The sequence below is a fragment of the Candidatus Eisenbacteria bacterium genome (assembly GCA_018831195.1).
Taxonomy (GTDB): Bacteria; Eisenbacteria; RBG-16-71-46; order CAIMUX01; family JAHJDP01; genus JAHJDP01.
In genome coordinates, this window is the sequence record JAHJDP010000114.1 from 35,692 (window position 1) to 49,013 (window position 13,322).

The following is a 13,322-nucleotide window of genomic DNA, read 5'->3' on the forward strand; positions in this document are numbered from 1 at the left end:
CTTCTATTTTGACACATGATGGGCGTTTTGAACAGGTCCGGTCGGAGCAGCCGTAAACAGCGGCCGCGCTATAATTCGGGATGCTTCTCCCGTTCGAGGGCCACCCACTGCAGATGGCGGCGGATATAACCCGCCCCCGGTAGAAACCACCCGAGAATGAGTCCCGCGCCGAGACCCCCAAGATGCCCCCAGGCATCGCCGTTGAACAATGAGGGCAGAATAAAGAGCACCATCAGCGGGATATAGATCCGCCGTGTCTTCCATTTCTGCCGCGCGCTGAGGCGGCGATAGAAACGGACCAGAAAGATAATCATCATCCCGGCCAATCCGAAAATCGCGCCCGACGCCCCGACCGAGAGGAAAACGCTTTGTTTTTGTACAAGTGAAAAGACCGCCCCGCCCAGTCCCGTCACCAGATACGCGGGCACTGTATTCAAGCGTCCGAAGGTATATTCCACCGCCGCCGAAGCCGCCAGCAGCGAGGCCATATTGTATAAGAGATGATTCGCTCCGGCGTGCATGAAGATCGTCGCGACGAGATAATAATACTTCCCTTCAGCTACCCCGATCCGCCACCGCTGGGAGAGGTTCATCAGCTCGGCGATATAATCCCCCTTCCAGAGGAATATCAGCAGACCGGCGACAAGGAGATTGAGCAGAACCAATCCTTCCGTCGCGGAAAAACCCGATTTGGGAAAGATGGTGCGGAGGAATTCGGGCAAGGGGGGCGCGGGAAGGGGAAGCGGTTCGATGACCGCGCCGCCGCTCTGTGAATCCAATCCGTCTTTGCGTTTCCGTGAGCCGGACGCCGCTTTACGATTCTCCGCATCGTCGTTCGCAAAGCGTGTTTCCTCGCCCTCATCCAAAATATCACTCGGATAAATAATCTCGTCGCCGGTTGAATCCCGCTTCGAATCCATCTCACTCCAGAAAAGCTCCAGGTCGGCAGCGCGGCGCCAGCGATGGCCCGAGGCCTCGCCGGCATGAACCCACGTTTCAGGCGAGATCCGGCCGGAACGGACCCACTGGGGCCACTCGGCTTCCTGGATCCAAATGTCCCCTTTCGGTGTGCGAACCCCAATCATCTCTCCATCGTAGTGCAGTTCTGGATGCGCGGCCAAGCCGGATCATGGCATGATCGAGGGGCTCGAGAACCTGTGCCTTCTGTTTTTCCGTCCGCCCTGCCCCCCTTGCGGTTAATCAGAGCGCTATCGTAGCGTCGGCGACATGCTTTCCCTATCTGAAGGCCCGTGATCGGCTCCTCTGGGCTCTTTTGCTCCGCGTCTGGACCGATTGGAAAAACCGCTCGTACTCGTCAGACCGGAGACCGTCATCCGGTCGAGCAGCGACCTCCGGGATCTATTCCGCACAGCAGTTCGGGATGGGCGGCTAACCGAGAGGCGCCTCAGAAGAAGCCCTTTGCGAGCCTCAGGATGCCCTGGCTCCACGGCACGCGATGCGACACGCCGCTGGCGTTCCGGAACTGGTCCACATGCTCCACGTACCAGCGGTAGTTGCGCACCAGCGCGTCCTTGTTCGAGTACCGGGGCTGGTATCCCAGGATCTTCTCCGCCTTTTCGATACTGACAAATGAATCCTTGCTGGCCGTTTCATAGACCCACTTGTACAGCGGCGACAGCCTCAGCAGTTCCAAGAAGCGCAACGTCCAGATCATCGGTCCCGCCGGGAACCCTCGGATCTTCTTCCCATGGCCGGCGGCGTCCAGCACCGCCTGGTAATCCTCGCGCATCGTCGTGAAGATCTTCGCACCGATATTAAATGTGTCGTTCACGGCGGTTGCATCCAGCTTCATCGTCAGCCAGATTGCATCGCACAAGTCTTCCACATCCAGCAACTGGTACCGGTTCTTGCCGTTGCCGATCATCGGGAATCCATGGCCCGTGAAGGCCCAGTCGTAGAACAGCGCAAACACGCCCAGCCGTTCCGGGCCGATGAAAGACTTGGGCCGGATGATAGGCACGCACAAACCGCGGGTCCGGGCCTTCATGCATTCCCCTTCCGCCGCGATCTTCGCGCGTCCATAGGGGCCCACCCCGATCATTTGGTCGTTTTCCACCAGCGGATGGTGGTCTGGAATTCCATAGACGGCCGTGCTGGAAATCATGACAAACCGCGTCACCCCGTTCTTCTCGGCCGCTGCCAGCAGGTTGCGGGTGCCGTCCACGTCCGTAGTGAAGATGTCCTGCTCCGAATAGAGCGGCAAGGCCGCCGCCGTATGCACCACCCACTGGACCCCTTCCGTCGCCTTGGCCACCATCGCTGTATCGCGGATGTCCCCCTTCAGCGCTTCCACCCGGTCCTTCTCGGGATAATCGAACTCCACCAAGTCCAGGGAGCGGATGTCGGTCATTCCCTTCGCCAGTAAATGGCGGATCAAGTTGATCCCCAAAAATCCGCTGCCGCCCGTCACCAGCACCCGGCCCGAAATCGTTCCGCTCATACTCTCGCTCCTCTGTATAATTGCCCGTTTGTTTTAATCTGCTTACGGCTCAAGTCAAATGATAGTCAATCGTCGGCCGGACGTTGTGGATGAGAAAATTCGCGTAGATCTGGTCTGTCCCCGCTCTCAACCGCTCCACCAAGGCGGGCTCCCTTATACAATTCGCTCTGATATAATTCAAAAGCTCCGGCGTGTTCTGGATTTCATCCAAAATCGACGGCCGCCGGCTGTTAAAGCGTAAAGGCGAAGGCCTCCACCAGTGCCCCCGGCAGTCGGGCGCTGCTCACCTGTCGCCCGCCGTAGGTCATGTTGCTGAGAATCATCTCACGATCCTTGGTGAGAGCGATCAGGTTCTCACCGAACATGCGGTAGAACGATTCATCGAAGCGCATCACATTGAGCGGCGCAACGATCCTCCCGTTCTCCACCCAGAAGGTCGCGAAACGGGTCATGCCGGTAATCCGGCACGCCGCGCGGTCCGAGTAGTTGAGGTAGTGAAGGTTGTTGATGTACGCACCGGTGCCGAGCTTCTGCAGAATCTCGTCCTGCCTGAGGTCGCCGCCGGCCATGTCAAACGACAGCGGCCACTCTTCCCCTTCGGCCGCATTGGTCTCCTCGCCATATTCCTTGGCGGTGCGCGGCGAGACGAGGGCATCCCTGAATTTCCCACCGTCGATCATGACCACCTTGTCCGGCTTGATGAATCCCTTTCCATCAAAGTTGGGGGCGATCCCCTCGGCTGTGTTCTCGCTCATGGTCACCGCCGGGTTCACTGTTTCGTCCCCCTCCGTCATCTTGATCAGGCTGGAGATCTTTGACCGGTGATTCTTGAGCCCAAAGCCCATCCAGGACAATGTCCCGGCAATCTCATTGATCGCAGCCGGCGAGAAGTAGGCCCGGTATTTGCCCCGGGGGATGGTCTTGGCCTCCTGGTTGAGCAGCTCGAGCTGGTCGCCCGCCTCGGCCAGCTTGCGGTTGAACTCGGCATCATCCCACTTAAAGCCCGCGTAGGCCGACTTAACCGCCTTGTCATCGCGCAGGTAGAGCGAGTAGTCGAAGTTGAAGCTTCTCGACTCGAACCAATTGCGCTGCCCGAGGTTGTTGGCGAACCCGCGGTAGATGGGGCCCTGCGCATAGATTCCCACCAGATCCTTGCCCGCGCCGCCCCTCAGGATCGCGCCGATGGCCTGGTCGCGATCGGGGAGTTGATCCTCCCCCTTCCGCTCGGTGGAGTTGACGTTTGTGGCATAGAGCAGGTGGGGATCCTCGGGGATGTGGTCGAGCCTGGCGCGCAACTCCTCGATCGAGGCCTTGACGCGCGCCTGGTCTGCTTCCGCGATCCCGGTTAGCGCGACCTGTATCTGCGCGTGGGTTTGCCCGCGGATCAGATCAATCCCCACGTCGCACGATCGCACCGATCCCGGCTGGCGAATGCCGTTGTGGTTGAATCGAACGAAGTCCGAGTCTTCTCCCTCGAAACTGAGGTTGATGACCTCATCGCCCTTCAAGAGCGAGACGGCGTGGTCAGCTATACTGATGAACAGATTCTGCATCTCTCGCCCCCTTCTTACTCGCCACCAAAAACTTCGACGTCGGCAAACAGCGCGGCCGGCGAAGCGTGTCCGACTTTCATGATTTGATTCGGTTCACCTTTTCCGCAATTGGGCACGCCCAGCACGCGGAAGGTCGACTGATCGCCGACCATCTTCAGGTTGTTCCAGAACGTCCCCGAGATCCCGCGGTAGTTCGGCTTGCGGACTAGATCAGTGAGTTTCCCATTCTCGATGAGCCTGCCCCACTCACAGCCGAACTGGAACTTGTTGCGGGAATCGTCGATCGACCACGAGGTATTGGTCTGCATGTAGATCCCCTTCTCCACCGACGCGACCATCTCGTCGAAGGTGGAAGTGCCCGGCTCGAGGTTCAAGTTTGACATGCGGTCGATCGGCGGGCGTCGCCAGCCGTCGGCACGGGTCGTGGCCACGCCCGGCAGGCCGCTTCGAGTCTGGGAGACGAGACCGCCCAACGCCCGCTTCAGTATCCCCTTCTCGATGATGAAGAGCTTCTCCGCCTTGAGGCCGTCGTCATCGAACCCGAAGGAAGCCCACTGATCGGGGATCGTGGGATCGTATGTGATGTTCAGTAGGTCGGAGCCGTACCGGAAGCTGCCCACATACTCCGGCTTGACGAAGGTTGTTCCCGCGTAGTTGCGCTCGTCACCCAGGATGCGGTCGATTTCCAGCGGGTGGCCGATCGATTCGTGAATCTGAAGGTGCATCTGGTCGGGCGCGAGCAAGAGGTCCATCGTCCCGCTCGGGCAATTCGGCGCTGATAGAAGCGCGATCGCCTCCTGCGCCAGCCTGGGCCCCTCGGTCAGGAAGCCGACCTTGTCGATGATCTCCATCCCGCCCTGGAGCGCGTAGCTCCCCGCGCCGAGATTGCGTGTCTGCGATTCCGCCCCCTCGCTCGCCGTCACGCGGAGAGTGGGAAGCAGGCGTTCAAGGGCTTGCCTGACCTCGCCCCCCCCATTCGTGAGGTAGAGAATATCCGTCTTGATGTACCAGAGGGATGCGGCGGAGTCGGCGATCCGGTCATCGATCTTCAGGCGTGCGCACTCCTTGCTCACCATGTCGATCTTGTCCTTGAGCGGCACGGATTCCCACGGGCTCTTCACCGGCGAAGCGTATTCTCCCGTGGGGTGCGGATAGGCAATCTTGCCATAGTCGACCACGCTTTTCCCGGCGGAGAGCGCCGCCCATGATTGTGCCCGCTCCACGGCGGCCCGTAGACCGTTTACGGAGAGGTCGGACGTGGCCGCATACCCATAACCACCGCCGGCCACCACTGTGATCATGACGCCCTGATCCTCGTATCGCGTGATAGGCTGGAGGACGCTCTGACGCACCTGCACGATTTCGTTGCTTTCCCGAACTGCCCGCAGAGAGCAGAAGCCGGACCCCGGCATCACCTGCCGGAATTTCTCCTTGAGCTCTTCGAACATTTTATCCTCCTCTGTCGCGGAGACGGCTGCGCGATCCTAGGATGTTCATCCAGGGTCAATCGCCTAGGGTAGCGTATCAAGCAACCGATGCGGATAAGCATAGTGGGGGTGGCGTCCGCGGTTCTGTGCGCAGCCCGCCCCGCGGCCACTCGGTCACGGTGGAGTTGGCGTTCTCCATTGGATGAGGGCAGGATCTCGATGAAACCATTCGAGTCCCAAGTCGCATGCAAGAAGGAGAACGCCTATGGACCGTTATATCGGGCTGGATGCCCATTCGTCAAGCTGTACCATGGCCGTAGTCGGTCCCAGTGGCCGGCGGCTGCAATCGAAGGTGCTGGAGACAAACGCCCGGGAGTTGATCGACTTCTTGAAGAGCCTTCCCCGACCCCGGCATCTGTGTCTCGAAGAGGGGACGCATTCGGCCTGGCTTTACGAGGAGTTGGCGCCGCATGTGGACAAGATTGTGGTGGTCGGGGTGGGCAAGCGTCGGGGATCGAAGAGCGATGCGGTCGATGCCTTCGGCTTGGCCGAAGCGATCCGGTACGGGTGCAATGCCGGATCAAGAGCCTGTTTCGTTCGCGCGGGATTGCGGCTGGAGGAGTGAAGGTCTACCGGACATCCGTGCGCGAGGAATGGAGAAAGAAGCTTCCGGCGGCCATGCACTCTCTGGTCGAGATCCTCTACGAGGAGCTGGACGCGGTCCGCGAGCTGCAGCGGCGGACCGAGAGAAGGAGATGCTGGAGAGGAGTCGCACCGGCATGGGATCTCCCGCATCCTGGAGACGTGTCCGGGCCTGGGGCCGATTCGCATCGCACAGCTCCTGCCGGTCGTGGTGACGCCGTATCGATTCTCGAACAAGCGTGCGTTCTGGAGCTATGCCGGTCTGGGCATCATCATGCGGAGTTCCTCGGACTGGGCGCGAGCGAAAGACGGATCTTGGGTACGCCTGCCGGTATAGCAGACCCGAGGCTTATCGGCTATCGGCATCGGCTTCTTACTTGTATATTTTGAACGGATGGGTAGTCGCGGGCGGCGACGGGATCGGTTCGGCCGAGGGTGAGCAGAATGGCGGCGGCGGCGAGTATACTACAGCGAAGTGTACTTACAATGCCGCCAACAAATCGCATCCCCCCCCCCGGCCGCAGCCTGCTAACGCAGAACTGTGATTCTCTTTGTGCCCCTAGTGGTTCCCGCTTCCAATTGTAACAGATAAGTTCCTGGGGCGGCCGGCGCGCCGCGCGAATCAGTCCCATCCCAAATCATCGTCCCTATCGATCCGAGGAACTCGAATTGATTGATGCGCCGTCCGGCGATATCAAAGATCGAGAGGCGCGCCGCTCCACTTTCAGGAGTTGCCCATGTCAAATGCGTCGTCGATGAAAACGGGTTCGGCTGGGCGGAGAGGATGAATCCCTTGCCGGCGACAAATCCCGAATTGATTGCCGCCGGATCGCAGCCCAGGTCATGAGCGCCAATGCGACCACAGTTGCTTCCATTCGGATGATTGCCCGGCAGGCACGGGGAATCGATACTTAATGTCAAATCGTCAATGGGAGCATCGCAGAATTGCGGATCGGCGGAGAAATTGCCCAGTTCATTGTTATAGCCGGCAATGCATCCGACATAGTCGCCGCCTTCATTGCCGTAGACATCACAGCAATAGAAGGCCGGATTGCCGGGTTGCGCAAAGCAATAAACAGCCTCGCCGATAATGCCAAAAGAAAATATGGATGAAACGACCACTGGATAAGATTCCATTGCGAGCGCGAGGCAGGCTCCGTCCGACGCCGTGTTTTCGAAAAATGTACAAGATCCCATAATGCAATTTGATTCATATTGGAAGTACCCGCCTCCCCCGTGATCGCCCGCCCAGTTGCGCATAAAAGTGCAGCCGGTTATCGATGGAGACGAGTAGTCGGTGAAATAAAGACCGCCGCCGGTGATCGCGTGATTTTCAGTAAACTCGCAGTCTTCTATGGAGTTTGATGTGCCGGAATTTGTCAGAAAAATGCCTCCGCCCCAATTCCCGCTGTTGGCATGGAATGTACAGGCCAAAACGGCGAACGAATCAGGATCCGATATAAACAAGCCCGCGCCGCTCGCTGCGGAATTGTGCCGAATCTCGCATTCCCCCAGATTAAAGCGCGCCGTGTGGCCGTAAACGCCGCCCCCGGCCGCGGCTTCATTGTATTCAAAAGTCGTTGCCGTTGCGCTAATTGAGGAGGCTTCACGACAATATATGCCGCCGCCGGATTGGACTACTTTATTTTCATCAAAGATGCAGTTTTCCAGAGTGATATTCGAATAAGATCGGCCACAGAGGCCGCCGCCGCTCAGCAAGGCCGAATTGCGCCAAAATTCGCAATCGGTGAAGGTTGCGTGGCTGTCCCAGCAGCAAATCCCGGCGCCATAATCGGCTTCGTTGAAAATAAATCTGCAATTTATGAAATTCGGATTTGAATTCGCAAGATATGCTCCTCCTCCATCATCCCAGGCGAAATTGGCGCCAAAGACGCAATTTGTGATTGTCGGATTAGCATTGAGGCAATAGATGGCGCCGCCGTCGTCATGAAACCCGCTGGTTATTCCGATTCCTTCAAGGCAAAAATCGGAGGAAAGATTTTCAAAATAAAAGGCTCTGTGATAATTGGATTCGTCTCCTTCAGGATGGATTTCCGTGGTATTGGGATCGCCGGTCTGCGACCGAATTGTTAATGTCTTTTGATAGATGTAAACGTCCCGGTTGCCGGGTCCGGTAAAATATCCGTCGGTTAGTTCGATAATATCACCGTTAATCGAACCATCGACCGCCGCTTGAATAGTTGGGAAATTTCCCATCCCGTTGGGCTGGACGATCCAGGTCGTTCCCAAAGCGGTTGCGGGTAGCGCAAACACCAAGAGCAGAGAGATGTTGTAGCGTAGCATGTTGTACCTCCGGTGAATGAGTTAATTGGACCCAAGCCCAGATAGGCTACCGCATTATGAGAAAAACTGAAAGGCGTTGGACTCTCGCCCGTTAGGTATCCGAACGGCAGGAGCAATGGAGGCGTAACCGGGACGTCTTGTATGAGCGCAAACAAGGGAGTGATCGGTGTCATGCTCGCCGTCGCCATTGGTGCGAATTGGCTAACTCCTTCCTCCGCAGGAGATTATGCGGTTGTTAGTACCGGACAGGAACGGCGTTTCGGCGATCTCTATCAGGGCGCCTGCCCCTCGGGGGGCAATCGTATCTTGGCCAGGACGCCCAGTATGAAGGGCATCAGCCAGGTAATATTCTCAACGGCGAAATGTTGACCGTGCATGATACCCAAACCGGACTGACCGGGTGAGGCGTCCCCGGTTTTCTTGGACACCGAATTGGGGTAAAACCAAGGAAACAAGGAGGCGAAGATGGCCAGTTGCTGGCGCAGGGCAGCCTTTTCCAGCGCCAGGATTGTCCGCGCCATGAGGGATGTCCGGAGGCAGGCGAATAGGGCTGATATGAATGTGCGCATAGTAGGCATGAGTATATCACAATGGCGGACTTGTTGAATTCCAGGGAGTTACGGGGTTACGTGGACTACGACTTCTCTGATGGCAAGGAGTTGCGGCCTTTTCGCGGAGAACGCAGGTCACTCAACGGTCAAATGGGGCACCTTGGGCCAACCATGCAAGAAAATGATCAACCGGCAGAACTTCGATTCCATCCTCAGTCTCCATTCGTCGATCACCAAGAAAGACCAGGAACCTTCGACGGAGATTCGGCAGATCACGCATCGCGCGCAGCCCATTGAGCGATGAGGAGTCGTAGTGTTTGCCAGATTTCACTTCAATAGCAAGATAGTCGGTATCTCTGCGCAGTAGAAAATCGACTTCTGTCTGGGTGGCTTCCGCCGGAGCCCAGTAATAAAATTCATCAAAAATCCCGCGATAATCTCGATAGGCGCGTAGAAGGCCGGCGATCCACCCCTCAAAAAGGTGTCCCTTTTCCTCCGGTGTTGGTGGGCCCAGTTGTCGTTTTGCAGCTCGTGGCAAACCGGGATCGGCCCAGAACAATTTAGGGTGCTTTCGCTCCCGCACTCGCAGCTTCCCCTGAAATGCTGGCAGCTGAAATGCAATGAGTGTGTCGACCAAGATTTCCAAATAACTTTCAGCAGTCTTGCGGGCGACTCCCGCGTCCCGCGCGATTCCGGATACATTGATGACCTGTCCGTGAAAGAGGGCAGCGACAGGAAGAAAACGGGCGAATCCGGGCAGGTTTCGCACAAGAGCTTCCGATTGTATCTCTTCCTTCAGGTAGAGTTCCACATATGACGTCAATGTTTCCTTGCGGTCCTGAGAATTCCAGACGATGGGCAAGCCTCCCCAGTGAAGGGTTTCATCGAGACTGAACACATCCCCCATCTCTTCGGGGAGTAATGGATGCATAAAACGTCGGACCGCACGACCGGCAAGGAGGTTAACACCTCCACGGCGAAGTTTGCGGGCACTCGAGCCGCACAGCGCGAAGCGGATATTTTTTTCCTCGATGAAACGATGGACTTCGTTGAGAAGCATCGGAAGGCGTTGAACTTCATCAATGACGACCCTTCCGCCACTTTCGACCATTCGAATTTCATCCGCGAATCTACCGATGTCAGTGAGATAGGATTGATAAAGCGACTCATTGAGAAGATCAATATAATGTGCACCCGGGTGACTTGCGCGGAGCCATGTGCTCTTGCCCGTACCCCGCGGACCAAGGAGAAAGTATGATCCCTCTGGAGGTCTGGCTATTCGTGGAAAAGGAGCATTGTTCATAACGTCGCCATAATACGCCGGATAATGGCGACATGCAACAAATATTTCGATTATGATCCTATCTATTTGAATTCCAATGTGTTACAGACTTCATAAACCAGCTGCTATCTAAATGGGCCTTCAAAAGAGAGCCTTTGGACCCATTTTCAACCCGTGATCCGCAAAAACTCCATCGGCACTAGAACACCGGTCGCCGGCGGGGATGATCGGTCTCCGAAGGGCTGCCCGGCCGGTTGGTTTCTCGCCCGTGGATCCGTCCCATAGGAACTTCGGGGAAGGACCAGGAGCTGATTCAAAAGCAGGTGTGCCTTCCACAAATTCCGTCCGCATTGGGGGGCTTGCGGTTATAGATTTAACGCTCCCCCGAACCGTTGTACAAATGTGATCGCCCCGGTCTGTCCGTCGCGGATGCCGAGGGCGCGGCCGCGGCGGCGTTGCCAGGCGAAGAGAACTTTCAGGAAAATCCGCAACAACGCGGTCAGGAGCGCCCGATCCGCCGCCAAGCGGAAGCGCAGGGTCCAGGGAAATGTTAAAACCCACTGTCGGTAGCCCGCTTCCGGGAGAAGGTGATCCACCAGCCAGGCCGACATATCCGCCGTCCGGCGGGCGAGGCAGCTGGGGCAGAGCTTCCCCTTGCACGAAAAGGCCACCAGCCGCTCGAAGCCGCAACGCGGGCAGTGGGGGCGGGCGAATCCGTGGCAGAGAAGGCCGCAGTCCAGATAGCGGCGGAACTCGCGCTCCACGAAATGCGGATAACCCTCTCCGTCTGAACCCCGTCCCTGGGCGAGGAAGGTCTCCAAGTGTTCCCGCACGATCTCGTACAGGACCGTCGTCTCCGGTTGGCGGCGGCGATAGACGCCTGACGATCGTGCTGCTTCGCCCAAGGTCCGCCCGCCAGCGGCTGTCGTCGTGCCGACATGCATGGGCTGGTGAAAATGCAGGTTTGGTGCCGCAACGAAGAGACCGCCTGCGATCCCCGATCGGCGAGGAGCCCCGCTGGGGAGTCCCGCAGCAGTTCTGGATGTGCGGCTAACCCGGATCGTGGCATGATGGGGGCGGATAAAGGCGGCGCCAGCGAGATGACCCTGGTGGCGATCGCCGTCGACCCCTGCAATATGCGCGCGTGGGACCGTGTCGCCGAGACCGCGGATATCACCGTCGTCCTGTCGGATCTTTATCATAACCCCGTTCCCGATCACACGCGTGTCTGGTTCACCAGTGACGAGGGTATTGTGCGAGGCGCGGTCAGCGGGGAATTGGGAAGTGGTGAAACATATGACGGCGTCTGCGGCGCCACCTTCCTCAGCGGCGAGCCGAGAAATGACGGGATTGTAACGGTCACGGCCACCACCGCCGGCGGGACGGTCGAGGGGAATGTCTCCTTTATTACAATCGGTCCGCCGACATCCGTGACCTTCATTTACCCGGTTCCGCCGGTGAATATCATGGCCGATGGCGAGGCGGAGATCGATCTCATGGTCGAGGTCCTGGACATTAACAATAACTTCGTGCTGGGTGGGACTTCGGTGGAGTTCAGAGCCGATATCGGAACCGTCGGCGGCGGAGGGAGTGGCTCGAAGCGCAACCGCTCTCCCGAACCGTCGGTCCGACCGGCGCTGGCAACCCACTCGGCTTCCGAATCGCCAGGACCGCGTGTGCGCCGTAAAGCCCGCGCTGAAAGGGGGCAGGCCGGTGGGAGCTGGGAGGGCGAGCATTGGCTGGTTCGGCCGGTCTAGGCGGCCGACTTCACCGGAATACGCACATGGTCGACCGGGAGATGACGGAGAGGGAGAATCGGCGTCTTCAGACACGCCTCAAGCGAGCCAAGCTGCGACCCATTTCACGCAAGATAAAGTCTGAAATGGTGTTATATATTAGAAAATGGTGATAATATGTTCGCAGATGCGCTATCCTGTAGATAGGTGCCCAAATTGAATTCGAAAAGTGTGAGCTTCTGTCGTATAATAGCGTTGTTCCGGTGATGTGAATTCGCATATCTTGATGTTGTGTCCGGGGGGGAATCCAACCATGAGGAAACTAATGCTGGGGATGCTCATCCTCGCTGCTGGATTATCAGGAGCGTCAGCCGGGCCAAATGAAGGCGTCGTTCTGTCCATTCAGGGTAACACAACTGGTGGGCCCATAACCGAGCCCTGTCTAACGATAACTCTGCCGGAGTCATGTGAAAATCTCGACCCGAGTGCGTTGCCTGACGATCATGATGTGGAGTGGTTTCTGGTCGTGGTCGTTTCGCCGGCGGCAAATGCACCGAATTTTGACTCAATCACATTTGGCATCGGGGACTACAATACAGGCGACGCCTATATCTCGTATAATGGCACCTGTATCCCCGGTGCTGGGTGGTCATTTACCGGGGCTTGGCCCCTACCAGGCAGTGGCATTGAAATCACATGGGATCCAGGTTGTACAAGCTCCGACTATCTGTTTCCCGCATTCTACTTCGGCGTCTATGTCTATGCGCCGGCGACAATTCCCTTGACTCCTCATCCTTCGGAGCCATCAGGTGTCACTGATTGCTCGGAGGACTCCGTTTTTGATCCATTTGAAGGATTCGGAGCCATGGGTTGTGGGGGAGAACCTGGCTATAATCCGCCATGTCCCGATATTGAACCAACACCAATCAAGAGAACGACATGGGGAAATATCCGCTCTATTTATCGCTGACATGCTAGTCTCCCGGTCCCTCAGCGCTTCGCGGAGACGCGACTAACGCGCAGAATCTCAGAGCTATATTTGCGGGGAAGCAATAACTTGTCGTTTTCTGAAGGTGACGTGCTCATCAATTCGTCGCCTGTCCCTTCCATAAACCTCATCCGGCCTAGAAATTAGTTCTGCCCCAATCGGACCATACATTGAAACCGGTTATATGATAGACAGATTGTGCGGTTCAGATGATGGGAGAAACGACATCGGCCATCTGGCCTGGGCCTTGGCAAACGAATTCCTGGATAGGTGGTGATTTCCGGTAGCCTTCTTCCCCTGGCTTAGGCAGCGCGTCGGAAATACCGGTGATGAAGTCCGCCGACCATCGGCTCCGAGCAAACTGTTTCGATCCCAGAA

12 protein-coding genes are annotated in these 13,322 nt (G+C 57.4%); 4 read left to right on the forward strand and 8 right to left on the reverse strand.

The features are described from left to right. Window positions 1-68 precede the first annotated feature (68 nt). The 4 genes from KJ970_19570 to KJ970_19585 all read right to left on the reverse strand — a co-directional run bounded on the left by KJ970_19570 (window position 69) and on the right by KJ970_19585 (window position 5,462). On the reverse strand, window positions 69-1,121 hold the full coding sequence (locus KJ970_19570; GenBank protein ID MBU2693122.1) for a rhomboid family intramembrane serine protease: 1,053 nt from the start codon (window positions 1,119-1,121) through the stop codon (window positions 69-71). A 284-nt stretch (window positions 1,122-1,405) separates the two neighbouring features. Next, on the reverse strand, window positions 1,406-2,461 hold the full coding sequence (locus KJ970_19575) for an NAD-dependent epimerase/dehydratase family protein (protein ID MBU2693123.1): 1,056 nt from the start codon (window positions 2,459-2,461) through the stop codon (window positions 1,406-1,408). A 230-nt stretch (window positions 2,462-2,691) separates the two neighbouring features. Continuing rightward, window positions 2,692-4,014 (reverse strand): TldE/PmbA family protein, encoded by a 1,323-nt coding sequence (locus KJ970_19580; protein MBU2693124.1) that lies wholly within the window; start codon window positions 4,012-4,014, stop codon window positions 2,692-2,694. A gap of 14 nt (window positions 4,015-4,028) precedes the next feature. Then, window positions 4,029-5,462, reverse strand: a complete 1,434-nt coding sequence (locus KJ970_19585) for a TldD/PmbA family protein (GenBank protein MBU2693125.1) — start codon at window positions 5,460-5,462, stop codon at window positions 4,029-4,031. Between the two features lie 244 nt (window positions 5,463-5,706). On the opposite strand from KJ970_19585, the gene KJ970_19590 reads away from it, so the two are divergent. Together KJ970_19590 and KJ970_19595 are read left to right on the forward strand one after the other, a co-directional pair. Beyond that, on the forward strand, window positions 5,707-6,066 hold the full coding sequence (locus KJ970_19590; GenBank protein ID MBU2693126.1) for a hypothetical protein: 360 nt from the start codon (window positions 5,707-5,709) through the stop codon (window positions 6,064-6,066). 159 nt (window positions 6,067-6,225) lie between these two features. Continuing rightward, the gene (locus KJ970_19595) at window positions 6,226-6,420 is read left to right on the forward strand and encodes an IS110 family transposase (GenBank protein MBU2693127.1); all 195 of its coding nucleotides are present in this window, start codon (window positions 6,226-6,228) and stop codon (window positions 6,418-6,420) included. Between the two features lie 191 nt (window positions 6,421-6,611). Here KJ970_19595 and KJ970_19600 read toward each other — a convergent pair whose 3' ends face one another. From KJ970_19600 to KJ970_19615, 4 genes are all read right to left on the reverse strand, one after another. Beyond that, complete coding sequence (locus KJ970_19600; protein MBU2693128.1) at window positions 6,612-8,387, reverse strand: T9SS type A sorting domain-containing protein; 1,776 nt, start codon at window positions 8,385-8,387, stop codon at window positions 6,612-6,614. 272 nt (window positions 8,388-8,659) lie between these two features. Further along, window positions 8,660-8,956, reverse strand: a complete 297-nt coding sequence (locus tag KJ970_19605; GenBank protein MBU2693129.1) for a hypothetical protein — start codon at window positions 8,954-8,956, stop codon at window positions 8,660-8,662. Between the two features lie 121 nt (window positions 8,957-9,077). Further along, entirely contained in the window at window positions 9,078-10,241 is a 1,164-nt protein-coding gene (locus KJ970_19610) for an ATP-binding protein (protein MBU2693130.1), read from the reverse strand. Between the two features lie 344 nt (window positions 10,242-10,585). Continuing rightward, window positions 10,586-11,164 (reverse strand): transposase zinc-binding domain-containing protein, encoded by a 579-nt coding sequence (locus tag KJ970_19615; protein ID MBU2693131.1) that lies wholly within the window; start codon window positions 11,162-11,164, stop codon window positions 10,586-10,588. A 123-nt stretch (window positions 11,165-11,287) separates the two neighbouring features. On the opposite strand from KJ970_19615, the gene KJ970_19620 reads away from it, so the two are divergent. Both KJ970_19620 and KJ970_19625 read left to right on the forward strand, forming a co-directional pair. Beyond that, window positions 11,288-11,977 (forward strand): hypothetical protein, encoded by a 690-nt coding sequence (locus tag KJ970_19620; GenBank protein MBU2693132.1) that lies wholly within the window; start codon window positions 11,288-11,290, stop codon window positions 11,975-11,977. A gap of 292 nt (window positions 11,978-12,269) precedes the next feature. Beyond that, window positions 12,270-12,926: a hypothetical protein gene (locus tag KJ970_19625; protein ID MBU2693133.1), complete on the forward strand. Its 657-nt coding sequence runs from the start codon at window positions 12,270-12,272 to the stop codon at window positions 12,924-12,926. The last annotated feature ends 396 nt before the right edge of the window (window positions 12,927-13,322 follow it).

Bases quoted from the DNA above. Each gene is read 5' to 3' on its own strand.
- KJ970_19575 (MBU2693123.1), bottom strand. From the start codon at position 2,461: ATGAGCGGAACGATTTCGGGCCGGGTGCTGGTGACGGGCGGCAGCGGA.
- KJ970_19580 (MBU2693124.1), bottom strand. From the start codon at position 4,014: ATGCAGAATCTGTTCATCAGTATAGCTGACCACGCCGTCTCGCTCTTG.
- KJ970_19585 (MBU2693125.1), bottom strand. From the start codon at position 5,462: ATGTTCGAAGAGCTCAAGGAGAAATTCCGGCAGGTGATGCCGGGGTCC.
- KJ970_19590 (MBU2693126.1), top strand. From the start codon at position 5,707: ATGGACCGTTATATCGGGCTGGATGCCCATTCGTCAAGCTGTACCATG.
- KJ970_19600 (MBU2693128.1), bottom strand. From the start codon at position 8,387: ATGCTACGCTACAACATCTCTCTGCTCTTGGTGTTTGCGCTACCCGCA.
- KJ970_19605 (MBU2693129.1), bottom strand. From the start codon at position 8,956: ATGCGCACATTCATATCAGCCCTATTCGCCTGCCTCCGGACATCCCTC.
- KJ970_19610 (MBU2693130.1), bottom strand. From the start codon at position 10,241: ATGAACAATGCTCCTTTTCCACGAATAGCCAGACCTCCAGAGGGATCA.
- KJ970_19615 (MBU2693131.1), bottom strand. From the start codon at position 11,164: ATGCATGTCGGCACGACGACAGCCGCTGGCGGGCGGACCTTGGGCGAA.
- KJ970_19620 (MBU2693132.1), top strand. From the start codon at position 11,288: ATGATGGGGGCGGATAAAGGCGGCGCCAGCGAGATGACCCTGGTGGCG.
- KJ970_19625 (MBU2693133.1), top strand. From the start codon at position 12,270: ATGAGGAAACTAATGCTGGGGATGCTCATCCTCGCTGCTGGATTATCA.